The following is a 19,906-nucleotide window of genomic DNA, read 5'->3' on the forward strand; positions in this document are numbered from 1 at the left end:
GTGCTTCTTATCGGAAAACCGTTTCCCACTTTTCCCGGAAGCACTCTAGCACAGGGCTTGTGGCAAACCAATGAAGCGGTCGGCGCGTCCCCACCGCAGGCTTCGGTTCGTTCCCATGTGCGGTGTGCTTGCAAACGGCGGAACCCACCTCTATACGGGTGCTCGCACCGATCCGGAGACGTGGCCGAGAGGCTGAAGGCGGCGGTTTGCTAAATCGTTATACCCCTAAAGGGTATCAGGGGTTCGAATCCCCTCGTCTCCGCCAACTGTTACCCCTTTAACGTATTGATTTTATTTGATTTTTGTCGAGATTTGCTCGTCCACCCCGTACCATAGTACCCATTCAGGGGTAACGGATTGCGCAACAAGTAGCCCCTCCGCTTCCGCCGTTCAGGCGGCGTCGATGACGAGCTACCTACCCACCTCAGCATCCGTTCCAGTCGTGTCGGCGCGCTCTACGGGCGGCCGTCTGGTGTTCCTTGGAAGGGAGTGATTGCTATGAGCAAGGCAAAGACGATTGGTGGCCGCAAACAGAAGTTCGATAATGGCATCGCCGATCGGGTCGAGGCCGACTTGAATGTTTTGGCTTCGGTCGATAGCGCTCAGCGAGTTGTGAGCGGCATGGCGTGTTTCGCCACTCAGACTGTGGGGCCCCACAAATGGACGCATCTGATCCACGTTCCGACTGGCCGGAGTGTTTACCTGTTCGAGACCCGCGAGCTTGCGCAGAAGGCGGCTGGTGTATTGGCGGAGATGGATGATTGGTCAGAGGGTATTCCGAGTGATTTGGACCGGATAATGCACGGCATCCTTGATGCTGGTTTCTATCCGTCAGGTGCTTTTGACGGCTCAGGGAGCCATGTTTGGTCGTGGTATCGCCGTGCGGCGACAACGGGGCGGAGCGAGGCGGCGTAGTAACTGTCGAATGTAGGGGAGCGGCGCTCGGCGCCCTCCCTATGGTGCGTCGGGGGGGCGTGAATGGGCAAAATCAATCCGCACAAGCGCAAGGGATACTGGCACCTTGTCAGGCGTGTCCCGGCTGCTATGCGCCACCTCGACGCTCGATCATTCGTCCGGATCACGACGGGCATCAAGATCGTTGACGACCCGCGCGGCGCTCGCGCCCGCCTCGTCGTTGCCGACCTCAACGCGCAGCTCGAACAGGACTGGGCCGACCTTGTCGCCGGGCGACAGCCGGGCCACGCGCGCAGGTACGATCAGGCGCGCGCCAAAGCGGCGGCCTACGGCGTCCAATACGCCCCGGCCGCCGACATAGCACTTGAGCCGCTTGCCGAGCTGCTACGGCGGCTCGCGGCGCTTGCGCGCGGCAACGACGGCGGTTCCGATCCGAAGGCTGTGGAGGCCGTTCTGGGCGGCATTGGGCCGCCCCCGCTTAAGCTGTCGGGGTTGGTCGATGCGTTCGAAAGCGAGCAGGCAACGGCGCTGAACGCACTGTCGCCCGATCAGCGCCGGAAGGCGCGCAACCCGAAGGTCCGGGCCGTGACCAACCTCATCGCCGTAATCGGTGACAAGACCCTGACCGATCTGTCGCGCGCCGACGCGCTCGCCTTCCGCGATCATTGGAAGGATCGCGTCCTCGAAGGTGAGGTCGAGATCGGAACGGCGAACAAGGACTTCGGCCACGTCGCGAAGATGCTGCGTACAATCGAAGACGCGCGGCGGCTCGGCATATCCCTCGAAGCCTTCGCGAAGCTAAGGCTCGAAGGCGAGGAACAGGGCCAGCGAACGGCTTTCGATCCTGACTTCGTGCAGAAGGTCATCCTCAAGGACGGCGCGCTCGACGGGCTCAACGACGAAGCTAGGCGCGTCGTGTACGTCGTCGCCGATACTGGGCTGCGGTTGTCGGAGGTCGTGAACCTCTTGCCGAACCATATCCACCTCGACGCGGAAGTCCCGCATGTGGAGATCGTCGCCGAAGGACGGAAGCTGAAGACGCGCCATTCGGCGCGGAAGATGCCGCTGGTGGGCTGTGCGCTGGCGGCGATGCGGCTTCAGCCGAAAGGGTTTCCGCGATACCGCGACAACGCCTCGTCGCTATCCGCGCTCGTGAACAAGGCGATGGACGCTCGCGAGATGCGGCCGACGCCACGGCACTCGCTCTATTCCCTGCGCCACACGTTCGAGGATCGCCTCACGGCGCTCGATCCGCCGGACAAGATTATCGCGGTGTTGATGGGTCACAAACACCAGCGGCCGAAGTATGGATCGGGTCCGAGCCTTGAGCACCTGAAGGGATGGCTCGACCGGATCGCGTTCACGCCGCCACGAACAATCTGACGGAGATGGGAACGATGAAATATGTAGGACTTCTCGACGGTAGCGGCGACGTGTGGGGCGTAATGATCCCCGACGCGCCCGGTGTTCACGGCGGCGGCGCTACGCCGGAGGAGGCTATCGCGGACGCGACGAGCGCCTTGAGTGAAGTCGCAGCGATGATGGCTGCTGAAGGAAGCCCGATCGCAAACCCACGCCCGCTACCGATAGTTCTGGCCGATCAGAGTGTCATTGACCATGTCGCCTTCTGTGGCGCGACAACGGTCATGATCCCGCTTCTTTCGGACGCGTAGCTGACGCGTTCACCCGCCTTGGCTGCCTCGATCACCCTCGTGGGACGAGCGCGCTGGTCTTGCCGTTGCCGTTCTTGCCGGTGATCTGCACCACGGCGCCGGTCGGCTCGATCTCTACGGCGACGAGGCGCTTGATGTTCTCGGCAGTCAGTCCGATGATTTTCATTGTCCGTCTCCGTTCAAAAATTGCGCGATGGCTTCGGCGTTGCTCTTGACGAACTGCCTCCGCCCCTTTTCGCCGCAACCGTTCCATGCGGATTGAAGCGCTGCGGCGTCCTGATCGGCTTGACGCTCGCTTGCGCGCCGTGTTTGCGGCTTCGGCGCCGTGCGTTGCTCAAGGGCAGCGACCTGCGCGGCGGGGCTTGTCTTCTTCGCCGCCGTGAGCAACGCCTCCTGATTGTCATCGAGCTTCAGCTTTCGGGCCTCGGCTTTTGCCTCGGGAGAGAGCTTCGCGATCTTGACAGAGCGGCGTAGGTCGGTCGGGGGAACGCCAAGTTCGCGGGCAGCTTGATTGATGCCGCCGGTCTTCCCGCGTCCACCCTTCCCGGAAACCGCGCCAACTTGGCGGGGTTTGTCTGCGCGCTTGGTCTCCTCAATCTGCCGAACTTCGGCCGATTGAGCATCACGCTTCCGCGCCCCGATGATCTCCACCCACGCCGCCTGAAGCTCACTGCGTTCGAGCGCCGTGATCTCCCGCCTGTGCAGGTTTTCGGCGATCTCTGCGAGCTTTGCGATGGGCGCCGCGTCCTCCTGCTCGTCGAGCTGGGGAAGTTCGATTACGTCGATCGTTTCCCATCCAAGCTCGATCGCGGCCTGAAGCCGGTTCCGGCTTGCAACGAGAAAAGGCCCCCATCACGGCGCCTTTCCAGGTCATGAATGAAATCGGGAAGCGATCCTTTCGAGGTCAACCCGGACGGAAGGCGCGGCCCCGACCACATCGCCGTCGTCGGCGTGGCTCTTCTCAAATTGTTCCAGGTAGTGAAGCGCCTCAGCGATCAGGTCAGGCCAACGCTGCCGGAGAATGTCAGCGCACTCGTGAAGAAGCGCTTCGTCTATTTCTCCGGCCCTCTCACGATCGGTGGCCGACATGGTGTTCGGATCATTGTCTACCTGGTCGAGCAAGCTGTACGAGCAAAAATATTCCTCATCAGCAAGGCTTTCAGCGACTATTCCCGCAACACCCATAAGCTGCTTGTTGCGCCCATGTAGGCGCGGAAAAAAGGAAGCTCGACCGCGGATAAGCTTCTTGTCTAGAGGGTGAGCGTCTTCGCAGAGCCAGATATCGGCAAACGACTTTTCGACCCCGACATGATCGCCAACGATCAAGTGGCCGCACTCGTGAATTAGGGTGCCTCGGAGATCGAAGGCGATCAGCTTGTCGCGCGGCGGGACGGTTAGTGCGCCCACCAAGTCGTCGTCATGGTCCCAAACGGGTGCTAACTCAGTCATATCGCCCCCCCCTTGCTGCTGTTGTGGTTGATCTGACGCGGTGCTTCGCCTGTGAGCTGGATCGGCTCGGCCAGGGCATTCTTCGCCCTGAACTCCTCAAGGATACGCTTCGCCCGTGCCGTCGCGCCGTTACGGCGCGCGGCTTCGACTTCACGCTCAAGGCGGTCGAGGATTGGGGCATAGACCTCACCGTGGCGCAGCACGATCTGCGCCACGAAAGCGAGGGCTTGCTCAAGCTTTTCCAGAGAGGGAGGAGATTGCATTTCACCCCGAACTGATCGCGGGGATGGCTGCTCGCCGGTCCCCAGAACTGCGCCTAGGGATAGGATTACTAAATGACATTCGGCGAAAAAGTCAAGCGATTTCTCAGTCTGCGCACCGTCGTAGCAGTCGCCGCGTAGCGTTCGCACGCGGGCGATTTCGCAATGTCGGTAGTCATCGCGGATCATGGTAAGTCGGCGGTGCTCGCCCGTGTACGGGGCAGCATCCGCATGAGCAATGCAGCTTGATCATGTCGCGCGCGCCGATACATCATGCGGAACACATCGGGAACGCAAGCCTGCCAACATTTAGTTTGACAATTATCACGGTTTAATTTTACAATTATCTCGCTAGTTCATAAGGCTTTTTGCGTCAGGAGTGCCCCATGGCCCGTCCGGTCAAGGAAGAAATACTTCGCTTCGTTCTCGACAACGTAGCACAGCACCCCGACACGATCGTTCAGATGGTCGCCAAAGAGTTCGCGGTAACGAGACAAACCGCGACTAATTATTTGGTGCGAATGATTAGGTCCGGTGAGATTGTTGGAAAAGGTACCACTAAGGGGCGTACCTATCACCTTAAGTCGATCGTGGACATTGTGCAGGAGGCTCCTGTCACCAGCGATATGGCTGACGACGAGATCTGGCGAGAACAATTGCTTCCGGCCGTAAAGCCGTACCTTGCGCGCAACGTGCTGGACATTTGCCAGTACGGCTTCACAGAGATGATGAATAACGTCATCGATCACTCTGAAAGCCCGAAAGTCCTTTACTGGTGTGAACTGAATGCATCGTACGTAATTCTCGGAATTAAAGATTACGGCGTCGGTATTTTTGAGAAAATTAGGAAAGCATTCGATCTGGACGATCGGCGACATGCTCTTTTGGAGCTTTCAAAAGGGAAGCTGACGACCGATGCCAGAAGGCACAGCGGGGAGGGCATATTCTTTACGTCTAGAATGATGGATCGATTTTCAATTACTTCGATTGATCTCTTCTATACGAAGGAACGCAGCGATGACGGCTGGTTGATCGATATCGTAGAAGGTCCAGTTGACAACGGGACGACCGTTATCATGCGAATGGCGAGAAACTCGCCGCACACGAGCAAAGAAGTGTTCGACAAGTTCAGTACGGGCGAAGATTACGGATTTGCTAAAACGCATGTGCCCTTGCAGTTGGCGCGATATGAAGGAGAAAGCCTTGTCTCTAGATCGCAAGCAAGGCGCCTCATGGCCCGCGTTGAGCGTTTTCAAGAGGTTATTTTGGACTTCTCTGGTATCGACACGATCGGCCAGGCGTTTGCTGATGAGATTTTTCGCGTCTTTGCCAGCCAGCACCCAGAAATTCGGATAATCACACTCCGCACAAATCCGGATGTCGATAAGATGATTGCCAGGGCGAAAGGGGGCGCTTCCCTCGATCCAAAGCTTCCCGGATTTTAAGCTGTAACCGACTTCTCTTGCTACTGATGAAGCTACTTTATGTGCACCGGCTCCCGCGGAGGTACCCGATCTAAGCTCCGGGCCGGGCAACATCGATGATAAAACGGCGGTTTCCGAAAGATCGCCGATCAATCGAACGGTGGGCGCTGACGCGCTCGCCAGCCTTGGCCCTGGCGATCACCTCGCTCTGCTTCTCGTCTGGAAGGTTCACGAGCGCATCGAGTTCATCACCCTTGTCCAGCGACGTGCCAACCACTTCGGCTATCTTCGGAATGAGCCGAGCGCGGGCCGCGTCCCGACGAACCTTGCGTTCGGACTGGCCGGTCTTCGCGGCGGTATTCTCGACGAATGACGTAATGGCCAACTTGGCCGTTACGTCGCCCTTACCCTGCTTCGCATTTGCCGCTCTGGCAGAGTTGGCTTTCGCCGGTCCATTGACGCGCTCGTAAATCTCCTTCCGCCGCTGAACGTGGATGGCCCGCTCGGCCGGGGATAGGTCGCCCCGCGATGCTCTATGGCTGCGGTCTGTGCTTCAGGCGTCTTTGTGTTCGCCGCTTGGGAGCGCCTTACTTCCAGGTCGCGCGCCACACGTGGCACTTCACTTTGATCCACCCTCGATTTTTTCCGCTGACGTAGGGCTGGTCAGTGCGTTTCGACACCACGCCTTCGAGCCCGGCTTCATCGAGCGCCTCCAGAAGTTTCAGCGGGTCGGGGAATGGTTCGGAAAGGCGCAGCACTTCGCTACGGGCCTTTTTCAGCAGGGCGCCGAGCCGCAGGCGCCGCTTGACCAGTGTCAATTCCCGCAGGTCGCGCTCGTCCACAACGAGCAGATCAAAGCACCACGCAACGCGGTCATGCTTTTGCCCCCCGGCAAGGGCTCTGAAATCAGGACGACCGGCCGCATCGAGGGCCACACCCTCCGCGTCGATTACGCAGCTTTTGACTGGCAGCCCTGAGACCGCTCTCGCGATATCACGAAAACGCGCCGTGAAGTCCTTTCCGTTCTTGGAGTAAATCGTGACCTCCTCGCCGACCTTATGGAGTTGGAGGCGATAGCCGTCGAACTTGACCTCGTGGATCCAGCCCTTGCCGGTGGGCGGCGCGCTTTGCTCGATGGGCTCGGACGGCCGGATAAACTCGTCTATCGCGTCTCGTGCGCGGCGATCCAGATGGGTCATCGCTTTGCGCCTACGAGGCGGCGGATCGCGTCCTTCAACGAGCGGGCGCCGCTGTCGTAGTCACGCCATGCTTCGGATCGCGCGATCAACTTCGGCACAGTGCGGAGCGTGAAGCGCGAGGGATCAAGCCCGCGACGCACTTGGCCCCAGGTGAGCGGCATCGACACGAGCGCGCCGGGCCGCGCGCGTGGAGAGAGGGGCGCCACGGCGGTCGCCATGCGGTCGTTGCGCAGGTAGTCGAGAAAGATGCGCCGACGTCTCAGAGACCTCGTCATCTTGATCAGGTAACGGTCGGGGCTGTCATGGGCCATCTGAGCGCAGACGGTTTGAGCAAACATCTTGGCTTCATCCCACCCGATGCCGTGAGAGCGCTTCGGATCGAGTGGCACGGTGACGTGCAGCCCTTTCCCTCCCGTGGTCTTGCAGAAGGGCACGAGGCCGAGCTTTTCTAGCCTGCCGCGTAGCTCGATCGCGGCAGCAACAACGTCATCAAATGCGACGCCCGATCCCGGATCGAGATCGAAAACCAGTCGGCCGGGAACGTCAGTTGCGTCTGGGGCTGAATTCCAAGGATGAAATTCGAGCGCCGACATCTGCGCCATGCCTACCAGACCTTCGACACTGTCGATCTGAATGTATGGCTTTCTGTCGCCGCCGACCTCCACCTCAGTCACACCCTCGGGCGTTCGTTGCAGCGCGTGGCGCTGAAAGAAGATTTCACCTTTTATGCCGTCCGGCGCCCTCACGACCGAGCACGGCCGACCCGCGAGATGGCCGATCATCCACGGCCCGATCGCTTCCAGGTAACGCGCGAGATCCCGTTTGGTCGTCGCAGGATTGGTCTTCGTGCGGGGCCACAGCACTCTATCGGGGTTTGAAATCTTCACGCTGAGCACGGCGGTTGCATCCTGCGACCGTGGCTTCTCAATTGGCTGTGAATGCCAAATCGCATCGGCCTTTCCACGCCGACGTCCGTCGAGCATGAATGCTTCGGGCGCGCGCCCGGTGCCTTTCGCGATTTCGGCCATCGTTCGATCCGATGCCACGGAACGATCCTGCTTCAAGAGCGCATCGTTATCGCCGCCCCGCGCATAGATGTCGCGATGCTTTATGAAAAGCCAGTTGTTGCGCTTGCTTCCGGTGCGGTCGCGCTTCATGCGCACCAGCACCCACCCGCCTTGAAGTTTCGATCCTGCAAGGACCAGCTTAAGTTCGCCGTCGCGAAGCGCGTCTCGCACAGGCTTGTCGCCCTCCGGCAGCCAGAACCCTCGGTCCCAAACCATTACCGTGCCGCCGCCATACTCGCCCTTCGGTATCGTGCCCTCGAAGTCGCCGTAGTCGAGCGGGTGATCTTCAACCTCAACCGCTAAGCGCTTCTCACCTGGATCGAGAGAAGGGCCGCGCGTCACCGCCCAACATTTGAAAGCTCCGTCGATCTCAAGGCGAAGATCATAATGAAGCCGAGTAGCGTCGTGTTTCTGGATCACGAAGCGCGGGTACGAGCCTGGGCGCACGTTCTGAGCGCCGCTCGGCTCCTCAGTTCGGGTGAAGTCGCGCTTTGCACGATATGGCAGGAGCGTGTTGCGGGAGCGCTCCGACTTCCTACCCGAGCGCGCCATGTCAAGCTCGCTTCTTGGCGCCACGGCGCGCGGGTGAGCTGCGACGCGCTGTCTTCTTTGGTTTCTCTGCGCCCGATGCGCCACCCCGAACGCTCTTCTTCAAGGCCTCCATGAGGTCGATAATGTTGCCGCCTCTGGGGCCATCCTCTTCGCGGGCGACGATCTTGCGTCCCTTCAGCTTGTCTCGGATGAGCGCCTTAAGCGCCGTCGCATAGTGGTCCTCGAACTTCTCCGGGCGGAACGGACCCGACTTTTTCTCGATGAGCTGGACGGCGAGATCCACCATCTCCTTATCGGGCTTTGCGTTCGGCACTTCGTCGAAGAAGTCTGCGGGCTGTCTCAGCTCCTCCGCATAGCGGAGCATTTCCATAACCATGCCGTCTTCGAGCGGCGCGATGGCGACCAGCCATTCGCGCCCAGAGATGGTGATCTGGGCGATGCCAACTTTACCTGTCTTCCGAAGCGCATCGCGAATGACGACGAAGCCCTCTCCGGAGAGCGGGTCCGACGGCACGATGAAATAGGGGCGCTCGAAGTAGCGGTAGTCAATGTCCTTGGCGTCAATGAACTGCACGAGATCGATGGTCTTCTTACTGTCGAGCTTGACCGCGTCGATCTCCTCCGGGTCAAGGGTGACGTAGGTGTCCTGATCGACCTCGTAGCCTTTAACGATATCGGCGTTGTCGATAACGCCTATCCCTTGGACGATTTTTTGATAGTTAACACGCTTGCCAGAGGGCTTGTGGATCTGGCGGAACGAGATGTCCGCTTTGCTCTCCACCGCATTGTAGATCTCTACGCCGATCGTCACGAGAGACAGTCTGAGAAACCCCTTCCAATATGCGCGGGCTCTCTTAGGCATGACGCAAACTCCAACATTAGGGGCCCGAAACGGGCACGACCTATCGTTGGAAACGCCTGATTGTGTCACAAAGTTTCCGCCGGACTTCGATGAGCGGTGCAATCCGCCTTCCGGTCAAAGGCTGAAACCAGTGGCGTCTGCCGCCTCACCCAGCAGATCAAGCTTTTCTCGCCGCTAGCCTCCGCAGGACACGTGCGCACGAGCCAATACGCCTCTTCGGGTGTCCCCGTCAGCCACGTCTCGGAAATCGCTCTCATCCGACAACAGCACCGGCATCCGGTCGCGCACGTTCGTTACCGGGTTCGGCGTGAGGCCCAGACGATCGTCGTTGCGCCGACCACGGCCCGAGAGCGCCTAATCCGCTGCCGCACGGGGGCGAAGTGCGACAACGACAGCATCGACACGCTCCTTCGGCTCCGGCGGCGCGCTGGCCTTCCGAAGCGCGTCTTCGATATCGAGCCCTTCCGCGAGGAGCCGAACTACTTCAGCCTCGACGCCGCGAGACCGAGGATCAGTCAGAGCGATCGCGGCCCGGCGGAGCGCTTCAGCGACGCCAAGGACGTATCCCGCGGCGAATGGTACGCGCTCGCCCGGACATTCCTCGTCCGCCCCAACGAAGGCGACGTACGCGCGCGTAGCCCGACCCAAAGCAGCTTCCGAGAACACAGTATGGAACTGGGCTGCGCCTTCGCGGGCGACCACCTCCGCCATCGCCTTTTGAATGCTCATCGCGCGCTCCCGTTAGTAGCCAAAGCCAGTTCGCGCGTCGGCGAAGACGCCGCGGAAAACATCTTGTGCCGCCCGCTCCATTTCACGCCTGATCGTTGCGAGCAGCGACGAGGGATCGGTCGCTCCATTGATCGTGAAGTGCTGCGTGACGTTGATCGGGCCAGAGCTACCGCCAGTACCAACACCAACGTCCGTGCGCGGGTGAATGTAGCCACTCGATCCGGGCGTAAAGATCTCCGGGCGCTTCTCGCCGACGATGTACGACCGTCCCCGCGACACAGGTCCGCCGCGAACGCGTGCCGGAGGAGCCGCGCCACCACTCTGCGCAGAAGGCGCAGCACCGCGACCGCTCGGCATGGCAGGGGCACTTCCGCCACCCCATGAGAGTGCATTTGAGATCGCGCTGCCGAACCGGACGGCCATGTCGACCGCCGACGAGAGGAAGCCGACTACACGTGACAGCGCGCCGATTACGGCGTTGACGCCGCTGGCTACGGTGCCACCGATCGTTTCCCCCCACGATTTCCACATCTCATCTGAGGCTTGCAACGGGCCGACTAGGCCAGAGATCGCGGATGAGATCCGTTCGGCGAAGTTGGCGATCGGTTCGAATGCTTTCGCAGCCGGTCCTAGTCCTTTCGCGAAGCCGTCCGCGATGCCGGAGAACATCGCCTTGATCCCGGACCAGTTCTGGTAGATCGCCGTCCCGGCCGCAGCGATGGCGCCGACGGCCAATCCGACGCCGCTAAACATGAGAGCGCCCTTCAAGACGGCAAAGGCGCCAGCAAGCAGCTTGGCAGGGGCGAGAAGCGACACCAGCGACGCTCCTATCGCTTTGAATGCACCACCCTTCCCGAGGATCGCAGCGGACGCGGCGAAGCCTACCATCGCGGTGCGGGCCGCGCGGAGCGCGGCGGCGAGTGGAGCGATAGTGACAAACGCCAGGGCGCGTCCGACGAATAGGGCCGCGTTCGCGATCGACAAGAGCCCGCCATATGCAAGGCGCCCGGCGATCCCGAGACCGAGTAGGCCGACGCGCAAGCCGATCAGCGCGGCCGCCGCGCCGAGCGTTGCGACGATGACCCCAGAGTTGGCTTCCGAAAATTCGGTTAGTCGCTTCGCGAACGGGCCAAGGAAATTCAAGCCCTTCTTGAGGTTCGGGAGCAAAGTGCCCGCGAGCGCGAGCCCGATGTCTTTCACGCGGTTCTTGAATAACCGCCACGCATAAGCCGTCGTTTGCGCCCGCCGCTCAAATTCCTTGCCCACACTGTTTGCGTATTCTTGCTCTTCGGCAACGAGACGCAGCGCATCTTGAAGAAGCTCGACGTTGTTCAGCAGCGGCGCAAGGGCGCGCGCTTCATCGCCGAACAGATCGGACATCACCGACGCCTGCATATATTCCGGCAGCTCCCCGAGCCGCTGGATCACGTCAAGCGTCGTGCCGACCGCATCCTTCTGCATCGCCTTCGCGACGCCAGTCGAGGTCAGACCGAGCTTCTTATAGGCACTCTGCATCCGCTTCGGAGCGCTTGCGCCTTTGGTCAATGCGCGGCCCATGTTGCGGAAGCTCGTCGCCGCCACTTCGGACTGCGCACCCGCGCCGATCATCGCGGCGCCGAACGCGAGCGTCTGTTCCTTTGCAAATCCGAAAAATTCGCCTTGGGACGCGACACGCCTCGTGTAATCAACTAGGTCGTGCGAGCTTGCAGCGGTATTGTCACTGACGTGATTGATCGCGTCAGCGTAAAGAGCTGTCTGCTTGTTGGTGAGACCGAGCGCTGCGCGGATCTTCGCGAGGTTCTCGCCCGCCTGCTGTCCAGTCATTTCCCAAGCGACCGCTGCCTTAGCGGTCATTTTAGTAAAGCCTTCTAAGTCAACCTCCGGCACACCGGACTGTGCGGCGGCGGCAGCGAGGGCGGCAAGCTCATCGACAGCAACAGGTATCTCATCGGTCGCGATGCGACGGAGCGACTTCCCGAATTTCGCAAGCTCGGTGTCATCGAACGAGGTGACTTTGGCCACGTCGGCAAGAGCGCTTTCGAACGATACCGCCGGGCCGACGACGCCCGTGAAGCCGCCTTTAAGAGCCCACGCACCGGCCGCCGCCGCGAACATCTTGTTCTGAAGACCGGCGATCGCGGCGCTGTTGCGCTTGCTCGCCTCGGTGACCCGCTGCTGCATCGCAACGAGCCCGCCACCGATTGCCCCGTTATTCGAGGCGCGGTTCAGGCGACCGAGGGCGCCCGCTGCGGCACGAGCCGGGCCGGAAACGCCGTCGATCAGGCGGACGATCAATCTTGAAGTCAGATCAGCCATCACGCACCCCCAGTCACCTTAGAAATCCGAACCGCCTCGTCGTGCCACAGCAGAACTTCGGACCATTCCATCTCAAGGACGTCGGTAAGCGGCGTGCGCAGGACGCACGCCACCTCCGCGATTATTCCTCGCGGGCGCCCTTGAACTGTTCCGGCAAAAAATCGACGACCATCGCGCCGACCTCGATCATGTCCTCGGCGTCGATCTCGCCCAGGTCGTCGAGCGACATCCCATTCACGCTCGCGAGGAACGCCAACGTCACGCCGGTATCGCTACCGCCGCGCTTCAGCTCCTCCTCGAACGCAAGGATGTCTTTCGCGCGGGCACGGCGAAACAGGATCTCGGTGACCTGCTTTCCGTCCGCAGTTGTGAAGGGGTGCTTCAGGTGATGGGTCCTTTTGGACGGACCTGCGGATACGGTCTCGGAAGTGCTCGTCATCTTTTTTTCCTTGTTGCGGTGGTGGGGCGGCCCAGTGGGGCCGCCCCGATGGCGCAGCGACAAAGGAGAGGGCCGCCGCGCCAAATGCATTCGTGCGACGCGACGTGGCCGCGCGGATGGCGTGTTCAATCAGAACTTCACGCCTGCACATTCAAGGGAGACGCGCGCTGCACCCCACCCCGGTGAACCTTTGCACGGCTGCAATGAAGTGCACGCAGCCACGCCGTGCCAAATGATGCCACTCGGCATAGGAAAGGCGCGAGGATCGACCTCCTCTATGTACAGTCCGTACCCACCTTGCACCGCCTTCTCATTGAATTTTTTCACTCGCTCCTCGGCCTCCATGAGGCGTTCGATCAGATCGATGATTTCTCGGCTCGCTCGCGGGTATACCCTTTTAAGGTCAGCGGCGACGCTATTCGCCAGCTTCTCGATCGCTGCTCGCTCGGTTTCAATAGCGAGTTCAGTCTCCCGCTTCTCCGCCTCTGCAATCTTTGTCGTCAGAGCCTCGGTAGCTGCGCGGCCTCGATCGAGATCACGGTGCGCCATCGCGAGAGTGGCTTCTGCGCGCTCCAACCGCTTTTCGTCTCCGGAGAGTAGTGCTTCATCACGTGATGAGGTCGCCGCCTCAAGTGCCGTGGCGAGCGCCGCTTCGTCGATTGAGGCCAGTGCGTCTTGCAACTCCGCGGCAGTTGCGGGACGTGATGCGCCCGCCAGCTTCTTGAAAATCTCGATCATGTACTTCTCCTAGATGGTGATGCGACGCGAGCCAAACTCAACGCCGCTGGTTTCGATGAGGCGGTGGGCAGCGGCACCGTCAACCGTGCCGATCTCCATTAGGCGGTCTGCGAGTTTGCGAATGACGGCTCGCGCTACCGGCTCTCTGAGGAAATCGATGGTGGCGGCCTCTACCCGGCGGTACGTTGCGAGTAGGTCTGCGTCTGACGGATCGAAACCGCAGTAGCCGAACATCGCGAGGGCTGCGTTACACTGATCGCAACCGCCCATCCGCAGCGCTCGAACGATGTTGAAGGTCTCCAGCACGGCGTCGTCGTAGGGCCGAAACTCGCAGCGCTCGATGATGAGACGTTCGCCATGGCCACCAGCAAGCGCGATGGCCGCCCGGTCTATGTGACTTCCAATGGCAGCGTGGAGGCAGTGGGCTTGGCCGTCCGCCGTGATGGACAACAGTTCGTGACCAAGCACATGAACCATCGCCGCGTGTGAGGCTTCGTGTGTCGCGACGCGCAGCGTGCGATCCGGAGCTGCTGTCGGCACTGCGCCTGCCACAATTTGTGGTCGTTTGTACTGAAGCACTTTGAGCGCGTACTCTGCATCTGCTGGAGCGAGATATCCGCCAGCGCCGCACCGACATTGCGCAGCGAGGTAAGTCGTCTCCGTCACGAGCGCCTCCATGCGTTGCGGTACTCGGACCCGGCTTCGTCAACCTTCCGGCCGATATGCTCAACGATTTTTGAGATGCGTTGCTGCTCGTGCGGATCGCTGGTCACGCTCGCCGGAAGCTTGCGAAGACGCTCCATGAGTGCACCAACGACAGCGCTCGTGTAGGCAATCACCTCGTCCGTCGGCACCAACGAGGCTTCCTCGCGTGCCGTCCGCAGTTCGATCTCACGAGCCCGTGCGTCGCGGATGCGGTTGTCGGCATTCCGCTTTTCGGCGCGCGCGATCTGATCGTCGCGGAACGCGATAGCGCCTTGGACAACTTCCTTGATGGCGTACTCGCCGCGTTCGGATCGCTGGATCCAACCGTCGCTGACGAGCTGGAAAAAACGACGTCGGGAAACCTTCAGCAAGGCCGAGGCGACATCGACTGAGATCGTTCCAGGGGTGGGAGATTTGATTTTCATGTGCCCTTGAAAGTGAAGTGCAACGCGGATCGGGAAGCTTCAGAAACGCTAAAATATCGGGGGTTGGCCGCCGCAGTGGCGAGGAGGCCCTGGAAAGAACCTAAGCGCCCCGGGGGAGGGGTGCGGGACGGGGCCTGGGCGGCGCGACGTCGGGGCGTGTCGCGCGCGGGGTATCCTGGCAAGGGTTTGCCGAACCCCGATGTGACTACCCGTGTGTCGGCCAGGGTTGCGGTGAGCCGAGCCAAGGCGTGGCGCACCGTGGACCGTGGGCGCCGCCCGCCCCTGGCGCGGCGCGGACCCGCACTGTACTCGGCGCTGCCGGTGGCGAGCGGCGTCGCCTTCTACTGTTGGGTCCGTGTTTGCCCTCTGGGTGTGAGAGGGCCAGTCGCCCGCGATCTGACGCGCGTCCCAACGCTTCTCGCACGACGAACCGTTCGCGCCGCTCGCTGTCAGATCGCCAGGACTTTTCGGATTTTCAAAACCGGGGAGGGATCCAATCATGCGCGCGCCTTCTCGATATACTCGGTCGTTGATCTGAACAGGCGCTCACGCGCCCACTCGTTCAAATCGTCGGCACGATACTTGACGAGACCCCCAAGCTTGAAGAAGCGAGGGCCGGTTCCAGTGATGCGGTGCTTCGCCAAGGTGCTGGCCGACAGACCGAGATGCGAGGCCGCTTCTCGCGGCGATAGATAGGTAGTCTTGCTCATCGCTGCTCCGTCGCGCGGCACGCTGATCACCGCGTCGGAGCAAGAATGCACGGATATCGCTAATTGCGACAAAGGACGGAAAACGATGCAAAACTCGGAACGCGCCGATGGCGCTATCCGGCTTCCACTTCGCAAAGTGGGATCACTTTGCGATCCATATCAATCCATTGAAGGGAACGATACGGCGGAGGGACGATGCCGAATTCCAGGATGATGCTACAGGCGTAGCGCCCGTCGCGAACAGCGTCGCGCAACGCGCGTTCGCCGAGATCGCCAGCAGATGCTCGTGCGAAGCGAACAAAGGGGCCGGTAACATCGAACAGCGAAACAAGGTCATCGTGGCCGTCGAGGAATTGTTCTGAGGTGCTCACCTTAGGCAACTCACCGAAGCGGCCGGTGAATTCGTAGCTAAGGTGGAGTGCGAGGAAGAACTCGGCGCCCCTTCGTCGTCCCTGTTTACCCCTCGTGAAGTGGGCGTGGCTTTCGAGGGAGCACGCGATCTGGTCAATTACTCGCGCGTCGAGGGGATCGCGTTCAATGTTCAACAGGCTCGGCAAGCAATCAACACGAGATGGGTCACCGTGCCCCTCCGCCCGCGCCAAGAGGCGGCCAAGGCCGCCCGACGCAACGAACGCGACCCAATCTCTTGGGCCAAGTCCTCGATTGATTTGCACCTTTCCAATGAGGCGGAGAGCGGTGTTCAGGTCGCGGTGGAGGGCGCACTGGGCGCAGTGTTGTGCATGATCAGCCTCGGCTCGCGCGCGCAAGGCGCGCAGGGCATCTGCATCAAGCGGCTCCGGATACGACACGGCCATCGCACCTCGTCTACCTAGAATGGTACAAACTCTAAAATGCCGAGATCGAATAGATCTTGGTCGGGCTCGTGAGGCACGCCTGTATCTTCTAGAATTTGCCCAGCGTAGTGGCGAGCTTCATTGATTTGTTCCACCGCCTCGACGGCCGCGTGGAACCCGCGTTGTTCGTCTCGGATGAAGCGAAGAACTTTCGCGATCTCTGGTAAGAACTCCTCATTCGTGATCACCCGGTAGACCGCTGCCGCCAGCGCTGCGCGAGAGAACGGGCGCAAGTCGTTTTCCATCAGGAGTACCGCGAGCAGTGCATCGACGTACCCGGCCTTGCGAGATGGATCAAAGCTGGCGCGAGATTGAAGCATCACGCTGACGATCGACGAGATCGCCGCCTTCGACGCTTGGCTCTCGGCGGCTGTCTTGAGCTTCTCAAGGGCGTCGTGGGTATCGATGAAGCGCGGCGTTCTGTTCCAAACGTGCAGCGCTAGATCCTTCAGCTTGTCACAACTTGCCGGGGTTCCATCATACTCGATACACAGTTTTCGAACCTCAGCGCCAGCAAGGCGCAGCACAACCTCGTATCGATCGCGAACCGCCCGTGCATCGACATGGGCCGTCAAGAAGGCAGCCGGGCTGTTCGGCTGCGCAGGCACGTTGCGCGCACGTTGTGCAACTTCAGTTTTCATCGATTGCCTCCAAGGAGTAGCCGAGCTGGCGGATGACATCGTTGACGTGAACATGTGGGGTGGATGATCTGCGAGATTGCGCTTGCGGTCGCTTGGTCGGTTCCTTGAGCCAGCAGCGTTCTCGCAGCCAATTCGATGCGAACTTCGTAAACTGCTCATCCTGGCCTTCACGAGCAGCCGCGTAGCGACCCGCGCCTTCGATGATTGCCTCGGGATCGGCGCCGTTCTCGATTGCCTTGTCGAAATGGCACCGGGCGAGGTCGTACCCAGCACGTTTTGGGTACACCGCCCAAAACCGGTTGAACGGCTCCCCTTGGCGGTTGGGGGCCGTCAGGCCCCCCAAAGCAGACCCCTCCCCCCTCTCTTCTTTCTGGAGTTCTTTAAAAGAAGTTGGGGCCAACTCCTGTTCGCCCTTTTCCGAACTACAGTTAGCCCTTTCAGCCGAAAGGACTAACTCCTGTTCGTCCTTTTCTTCATTAATAGGGGAACTGCTGTTGGCCCTTTTGTCCTCAATGACGGCTGGGAACGCGTAGACAGTCGCGCGCCCACGCCCCTTTGACTTCTCGACAATCAGCAAGTGCCCGCGAGCAACCAGTGGATCGAGGAGCTTCTTGATGCCCTCCTTGCTCTTAAAGCCCATTCGTTCCGCGAGCGTCTCCTGCTTCGGCCAAGCAATCCCCGTGCTCGAACTGATGTAGCTCGCGATTATGTGAGCGAGCCGAAAGCAAGACGAATGCACATGAAGGTCATCACGGATCGCTGCAATTCTCTTGGCCTTCTCCTCTGTGAAATCGTCTCCAAAATTCTTCTGCGACACGATCAGCGGCGCGTCATTGCGCGGTTGCGCTCTCGCGCTACCCTTGATACTCATGCTGGATATTCCCATTGACTGACTGTACACGCGCCCGGCTCGCCAAAGCCGGGCGCGTTGCTTTGCGACTTACGATTGGCATCCCGCTCGCGGTACATAGCGGGGCAGTCTCTCCCGCCACTCCCGTTCAACCTCGACCGGGATTTTGGTTTGCTTGCCGACCTTGAAAGCGCAGATCTCTCCGCTGTTCAGCATTCGGTAGACCTGAACGCGCGAAACGCCATTGCGGTGAGCGAACTCGTTCGGAGATAAAAGAAGGCGATCCATGACCTCTCCATACACCTTGAAACGTCACGGAACAGATGCTGGTCAAATGACCGGAAAACAATACCGCAAATTGAAATCTACCCAAAAAGTCGCATTGTAAATTTACAAATTAGTCCGACATCCGCGCTAATTTCTGCCCCAGGCCGATCTTTGTTTCGCGAATGTCAATGCGGTAAAAGTTTTCCAAAACGCCTGTGGATAGAATGTACCGTTTTTCGGGCAACATCCGGGGTAACGCGATACGAAATGGTCGAATTGTTATCTAGCAAAATCAATGGTTTGTTTGTAGGTCGAGGGGTAATTCAATCCCCTCGTCTCCGCCAGCTCTTTTCGCTAACGCCCGCGCGGCGGGCTCCGCGAGGGCGGGCCACTTGGCCCGGGTCGCCTTGCTCCCGAGCCCTTCGTGCTTTGACTGGAGTTCGAACTCAGTCCCTCCAAGCCCGCCATTGCCCAAAAGCTAAATGTCTGTCCATGTCGATGAGCGTCGATGTTTGACAAGATATTTCAGCGTCTTAGCATGCTTGTCGTCTGGCGAGCGTCGGCGCACGTCGAGCCACGTCACGTACACAAATGTGGGCTGGGGGCAGGGCCGGTCGCCAGCAAGCCGGACGACTAATAGGCTGACGGCGCTTCAGGTGCAGAACCTCCGGAAGCCCGGCTAGCATTGTGATGGCGGTGGGCTGCACCTCCGCGTCACGGACAGTGGCAGCAAGAGTTGGCTGTTCCGTTTCACTCACGCGAAGCGAGCGCGCGAGATGGGCCTCGGGTCCTCCCGGCGATGTCGCTGGCAGCGGCTCGGGTGGCCGCTCAAAAATGCCGTGAGAGCCTTGCAGCGGATGTAGACTCCATAGAAGCGCGCAGCGCCAAACGCGCGGCTGCCCGCATTGCCGAAGCCCAGTTGATCACCTTCAAGACGTGCGCGGAGGCCTATGTCGCCGCCCACGAAGCGGATTGGAGCAACGACAAGCATCGGGCTTAATGGCGGGCCACGCTGTCGCGCAACGTGTCCGCGGTCGACAGCCGCGCCACGCGGTTTCTATCCACGCCTCCGCGCGGGAGGCGACTAATGCCCCCCACAAAGCGGCGGCCATGCTCAATGTTTCTATCCACGCCTCTGCGCGGGAGGCGACTCGCCGGTCCAGCGCGTGTTTTCGCGCACGATGGTGTTTCTATCCACGCCTCCGCGCGGGAGGCGACCATGGCGTTGCGGACAGGCCGATGTTTCTATCCACGCCTCCGCGCGGAAGGCGACACTCCAATGTGATCACCATCTGCAATCGGCATGCGGTTTCTATCCACGCCTCCGCGCGGGAGGCGACTGCGGATACCCGATCCCCTCGGAGCGGATGTTCTCGTTTCTATCCACGCCTCCGCGCAGGAGGCGACTGTCCGTCCGGCGCGTTGAGGTCGCAGATGATGTTTCTATCCACGCCTCCGTGCGGGAGGTGACTCGCATGGGTGCACGCACGGTGCCTGCGGGATCGAGTTTCTATCCACGCCTCCGCGCGGGAGGCGACCGCTCCTTGCGGTTCAGCATGGCGTTTTCATGGCGTTTTTTCCCTTGCTGTTTTCTATCCACGCCTCCGCGCGGGAGGCGACCTGCGCCGCAGGCTGCCGGCGAGGCCGATGTGGAGTTTCTATCCACGCCTCCGCGGAGGCGACCTTCGGGTTCCACGTCACGCTGCTCGCCACAGAGTTTCTATCCACGCCTCCGCGCGGGAGGCGACTGACGTTTGCGTCGCTAGTCCGCTCGACGATGTGTTTCTATCCACGCCTCCGCGCGGGAGGCGACCGAGGGGCAAAACCCCGT

At 60.6% G+C, this 19,906-nt stretch carries 25 protein-coding genes, 1 tRNA gene and 2 CRISPR repeat arrays (1 of these 28 running past the window's edge); of the genes, 7 read left to right on the plus strand and 19 right to left on the minus strand.

All coding sequences use genetic code 11. The annotated features are described in order from the left end of the window. Positions 1-174 precede the first annotated feature (174 nt). The 4 genes from W911_RS06595 (at position 175) to W911_RS06610 (ending at position 2,588) form a co-directional block, all read left to right on the plus strand. A tRNA-Ser gene (locus tag W911_RS06595) sits at positions 175-265 on the plus strand. 233 nt (positions 266-498) lie between these two features. Then, positions 499-915: a hypothetical protein gene (locus W911_RS06600; protein ID WP_023786754.1), complete on the plus strand. Its 417-nt coding sequence runs from the start codon at positions 499-501 to the stop codon at positions 913-915. Positions 916-978: 63 nt separating this feature from the next. Next, positions 979-2,298, plus strand: a complete 1,320-nt coding sequence (locus tag W911_RS06605) for a site-specific integrase (protein ID WP_041316379.1) — start codon at positions 979-981, stop codon at positions 2,296-2,298. Between the two features lie 14 nt (positions 2,299-2,312). Beyond that, the gene (locus W911_RS06610; protein ID WP_081717827.1) at positions 2,313-2,588 is read left to right on the plus strand and encodes a type II toxin-antitoxin system HicB family antitoxin; all 276 of its coding nucleotides are present in this window, start codon (positions 2,313-2,315) and stop codon (positions 2,586-2,588) included. 31 nt (positions 2,589-2,619) lie between these two features. On the opposite strand, the gene W911_RS18885 is transcribed toward W911_RS06610, so the two are convergent. The 4 genes from W911_RS18885 to W911_RS18095 all read right to left on the minus strand — a co-directional run bounded on the left by W911_RS18885 (position 2,620) and on the right by W911_RS18095 (position 4,486). Beyond that, positions 2,620-2,754, minus strand: a complete 135-nt coding sequence (locus W911_RS18885; RefSeq protein WP_023786757.1) for a hypothetical protein — start codon at positions 2,752-2,754, stop codon at positions 2,620-2,622. Next, complete coding sequence (locus W911_RS06615; protein ID WP_023786758.1) at positions 2,751-3,239, minus strand: hypothetical protein; 489 nt, start codon at positions 3,237-3,239, stop codon at positions 2,751-2,753. Before W911_RS06615 ends, W911_RS18885 begins: the two co-directional genes overlap by 4 nt. Positions 3,240-3,458: 219 nt before the next feature. After that, positions 3,459-4,037 (minus strand): hypothetical protein, encoded by a 579-nt coding sequence (locus W911_RS18090; RefSeq protein WP_144083546.1) that lies wholly within the window; start codon positions 4,035-4,037, stop codon positions 3,459-3,461. Continuing rightward, positions 4,034-4,486, minus strand: a complete 453-nt coding sequence (locus tag W911_RS18095) for a hypothetical protein (protein ID WP_023786762.1) — start codon at positions 4,484-4,486, stop codon at positions 4,034-4,036. The genes W911_RS18090 and W911_RS18095 overlap by 4 nt, the downstream gene beginning before the upstream one ends. Positions 4,487-4,683: 197 nt before the next feature. Between W911_RS18095 and W911_RS06630 the strand changes: the two genes are divergently transcribed. Further along, positions 4,684-5,742, plus strand: a complete 1,059-nt coding sequence (locus W911_RS06630; protein WP_023786763.1) for an STAS-like domain-containing protein — start codon at positions 4,684-4,686, stop codon at positions 5,740-5,742. A gap of 70 nt (positions 5,743-5,812) precedes the next feature. Here W911_RS06630 and W911_RS18575 read toward each other — a convergent pair whose 3' ends face one another. The 15 genes from W911_RS18575 to W911_RS19015 form a co-directional block, all read right to left on the minus strand. Continuing rightward, positions 5,813-6,106 carry a hypothetical protein gene (locus W911_RS18575; RefSeq protein WP_144083547.1) on the minus strand — a complete coding sequence of 98 codons (294 nt, stop codon included), beginning with the start codon at positions 6,104-6,106 and terminating at the stop codon, positions 5,813-5,815. Between the two features lie 202 nt (positions 6,107-6,308). Beyond that, positions 6,309-6,920 carry an ATP-dependent DNA ligase gene (locus W911_RS06640; protein ID WP_023786765.1) on the minus strand — a complete coding sequence of 204 codons (612 nt, stop codon included), beginning with the start codon at positions 6,918-6,920 and terminating at the stop codon, positions 6,309-6,311. Next, positions 6,917-8,539 carry a non-homologous end-joining DNA ligase gene (gene ligD, locus W911_RS06645; protein ID WP_023786766.1) on the minus strand — a complete coding sequence of 541 codons (1,623 nt, stop codon included), beginning with the start codon at positions 8,537-8,539 and terminating at the stop codon, positions 6,917-6,919. The genes W911_RS06640 and ligD overlap by 4 nt, the downstream gene beginning before the upstream one ends. A gap of 1 nt (position 8,540) precedes the next feature. Continuing rightward, positions 8,541-9,401 carry a non-homologous end joining protein Ku gene (ku, locus tag W911_RS06650; protein ID WP_023786767.1) on the minus strand — a complete coding sequence of 287 codons (861 nt, stop codon included), beginning with the start codon at positions 9,399-9,401 and terminating at the stop codon, positions 8,541-8,543. A gap of 354 nt (positions 9,402-9,755) precedes the next feature. Next, positions 9,756-10,130, minus strand: coding sequence for a hypothetical protein (locus tag W911_RS06655; protein WP_023786768.1), 375 nt, complete (start codon positions 10,128-10,130; stop codon positions 9,756-9,758). A 12-nt stretch (positions 10,131-10,142) separates the two neighbouring features. After that, positions 10,143-12,446, minus strand: a complete 2,304-nt coding sequence (locus W911_RS17260; protein ID WP_023786769.1) for a phage tail tape measure protein — start codon at positions 12,444-12,446, stop codon at positions 10,143-10,145. 121 nt (positions 12,447-12,567) lie between these two features. Further along, positions 12,568-12,885, minus strand: coding sequence for a phage tail assembly protein (locus W911_RS06665; RefSeq protein ID WP_023786771.1), 318 nt, complete (start codon positions 12,883-12,885; stop codon positions 12,568-12,570). Between the two features lie 129 nt (positions 12,886-13,014). Further along, on the minus strand, positions 13,015-13,623 hold the full coding sequence (locus tag W911_RS06670) for a hypothetical protein (RefSeq protein WP_023786772.1): 609 nt from the start codon (positions 13,621-13,623) through the stop codon (positions 13,015-13,017). A 9-nt stretch (positions 13,624-13,632) separates the two neighbouring features. After that, positions 13,633-14,289: a hypothetical protein gene (locus W911_RS06675; RefSeq protein ID WP_144083548.1), complete on the minus strand. Its 657-nt coding sequence runs from the start codon at positions 14,287-14,289 to the stop codon at positions 13,633-13,635. After that, the gene (locus tag W911_RS06680) at positions 14,286-14,753 is read right to left on the minus strand and encodes a hypothetical protein (protein WP_023786774.1); all 468 of its coding nucleotides are present in this window, start codon (positions 14,751-14,753) and stop codon (positions 14,286-14,288) included. The genes W911_RS06675 and W911_RS06680 overlap by 4 nt, the downstream gene beginning before the upstream one ends. Positions 14,754-15,250: 497 nt before the next feature. Further along, positions 15,251-15,463 (minus strand): helix-turn-helix transcriptional regulator, encoded by a 213-nt coding sequence (locus W911_RS06685; RefSeq protein ID WP_023786775.1) that lies wholly within the window; start codon positions 15,461-15,463, stop codon positions 15,251-15,253. Between the two features lie 113 nt (positions 15,464-15,576). Continuing rightward, positions 15,577-16,278: a hypothetical protein gene (locus tag W911_RS18105; RefSeq protein ID WP_144083549.1), complete on the minus strand. Its 702-nt coding sequence runs from the start codon at positions 16,276-16,278 to the stop codon at positions 15,577-15,579. Between the two features lie 14 nt (positions 16,279-16,292). Beyond that, positions 16,293-16,958, minus strand: coding sequence for a hypothetical protein (locus W911_RS06700; RefSeq protein WP_144083550.1), 666 nt, complete (start codon positions 16,956-16,958; stop codon positions 16,293-16,295). Continuing rightward, on the minus strand, positions 16,948-17,829 hold the full coding sequence (locus W911_RS06705) for a helix-turn-helix domain-containing protein (RefSeq protein WP_023786779.1): 882 nt from the start codon (positions 17,827-17,829) through the stop codon (positions 16,948-16,950). Before W911_RS06705 ends, W911_RS06700 begins: the two co-directional genes overlap by 11 nt. 69 nt (positions 17,830-17,898) lie before the next feature. Beyond that, entirely contained in the window at positions 17,899-18,096 is a 198-nt protein-coding gene (locus W911_RS19015; protein ID WP_023786780.1) for a helix-turn-helix domain-containing protein, read from the minus strand. 680 nt (positions 18,097-18,776) lie between these two features. Here W911_RS19015 and W911_RS19020 point away from each other — a divergent pair. After that, positions 18,777-18,938, plus strand: a complete 162-nt coding sequence (locus tag W911_RS19020) for an Arm DNA-binding domain-containing protein (RefSeq protein WP_425277590.1) — start codon at positions 18,777-18,779, stop codon at positions 18,936-18,938. After that, entirely contained in the window at positions 18,875-19,075 is a 201-nt protein-coding gene (locus W911_RS06715) for a hypothetical protein (RefSeq protein WP_023786781.1), read from the plus strand. The genes W911_RS19020 and W911_RS06715 overlap by 64 nt, the downstream gene beginning before the upstream one ends. A 53-nt stretch (positions 19,076-19,128) precedes the next feature. Continuing rightward, positions 19,129-19,696: a CRISPR direct-repeat array (repeat unit 32 nt; unit sequence GTTTCTATCCACGCCTCCGCGCGGGAGGCGAC). Positions 19,697-19,791: 95 nt separating this feature from the next. Further along, positions 19,792-19,906: a CRISPR direct-repeat array (repeat unit 32 nt; unit sequence GTTTCTATCCACGCCTCCGCGCGGGAGGCGAC); it runs 1,545 nt beyond the window's last position.

It is taken from the genome of Hyphomicrobium nitrativorans NL23 (genome assembly GCF_000503895.1).
GTDB lineage: Bacteria > Pseudomonadota > Alphaproteobacteria > Rhizobiales > Hyphomicrobiaceae > Hyphomicrobium_C > Hyphomicrobium_C nitrativorans.

What these genes read in the sequence shown, in the direction of transcription:
- W911_RS06600 (WP_023786754.1), top strand. Translation starts at nt 499, where the DNA reads ATGAGCAAGGCAAAGACGATTGGTGGCCGCAAACAGAAGTTCGATAAT.
- W911_RS06605 (WP_041316379.1), top strand. Translation starts at nt 979, where the DNA reads ATGGGCAAAATCAATCCGCACAAGCGCAAGGGATACTGGCACCTTGTC.
- W911_RS06610 (WP_081717827.1), top strand. Translation starts at nt 2,313, where the DNA reads ATGAAATATGTAGGACTTCTCGACGGTAGCGGCGACGTGTGGGGCGTA.
- W911_RS18885 (WP_023786757.1), bottom strand. Translation starts at nt 2,754, where the DNA reads ATGAAAATCATCGGACTGACTGCCGAGAACATCAAGCGCCTCGTCGCC.
- W911_RS18090 (WP_144083546.1), bottom strand. Translation starts at nt 4,037, where the DNA reads ATGACTGAGTTAGCACCCGTTTGGGACCATGACGACGACTTGGTGGGC.
- W911_RS18095 (WP_023786762.1), bottom strand. Translation starts at nt 4,486, where the DNA reads ATGATCCGCGATGACTACCGACATTGCGAAATCGCCCGCGTGCGAACG.
- W911_RS06630 (WP_023786763.1), top strand. Translation starts at nt 4,684, where the DNA reads ATGGCCCGTCCGGTCAAGGAAGAAATACTTCGCTTCGTTCTCGACAAC.
- W911_RS06640 (WP_023786765.1), bottom strand. Translation starts at nt 6,920, where the DNA reads ATGACCCATCTGGATCGCCGCGCACGAGACGCGATAGACGAGTTTATC.
- ligD (WP_023786766.1), bottom strand. Translation starts at nt 8,539, where the DNA reads ATGGCGCGCTCGGGTAGGAAGTCGGAGCGCTCCCGCAACACGCTCCTG.
- ku (WP_023786767.1), bottom strand. Translation starts at nt 9,401, where the DNA reads ATGCCTAAGAGAGCCCGCGCATATTGGAAGGGGTTTCTCAGACTGTCT.
- W911_RS06655 (WP_023786768.1), bottom strand. Translation starts at nt 10,130, where the DNA reads ATGAGCATTCAAAAGGCGATGGCGGAGGTGGTCGCCCGCGAAGGCGCA.
- W911_RS17260 (WP_023786769.1), bottom strand. Translation starts at nt 12,446, where the DNA reads ATGGCTGATCTGACTTCAAGATTGATCGTCCGCCTGATCGACGGCGTT.
- W911_RS06665 (WP_023786771.1), bottom strand. Translation starts at nt 12,885, where the DNA reads ATGACGAGCACTTCCGAGACCGTATCCGCAGGTCCGTCCAAAAGGACC.
- W911_RS06670 (WP_023786772.1), bottom strand. Translation starts at nt 13,623, where the DNA reads ATGATCGAGATTTTCAAGAAGCTGGCGGGCGCATCACGTCCCGCAACT.
- W911_RS06680 (WP_023786774.1), bottom strand. Translation starts at nt 14,753, where the DNA reads ATGAAAATCAAATCTCCCACCCCTGGAACGATCTCAGTCGATGTCGCC.
- W911_RS06685 (WP_023786775.1), bottom strand. Translation starts at nt 15,463, where the DNA reads ATGAGCAAGACTACCTATCTATCGCCGCGAGAAGCGGCCTCGCATCTC.
- W911_RS18105 (WP_144083549.1), bottom strand. Translation starts at nt 16,278, where the DNA reads ATGGCCGTGTCGTATCCGGAGCCGCTTGATGCAGATGCCCTGCGCGCC.
- W911_RS06700 (WP_144083550.1), bottom strand. Translation starts at nt 16,958, where the DNA reads ATGAAAACTGAAGTTGCACAACGTGCGCGCAACGTGCCTGCGCAGCCG.
- W911_RS06705 (WP_023786779.1), bottom strand. Translation starts at nt 17,829, where the DNA reads ATGAGTATCAAGGGTAGCGCGAGAGCGCAACCGCGCAATGACGCGCCG.
- W911_RS19015 (WP_023786780.1), bottom strand. Translation starts at nt 18,096, where the DNA reads ATGGATCGCCTTCTTTTATCTCCGAACGAGTTCGCTCACCGCAATGGC.
- W911_RS06715 (WP_023786781.1), top strand. Translation starts at nt 18,875, where the DNA reads ATGTCGCTGGCAGCGGCTCGGGTGGCCGCTCAAAAATGCCGTGAGAGC.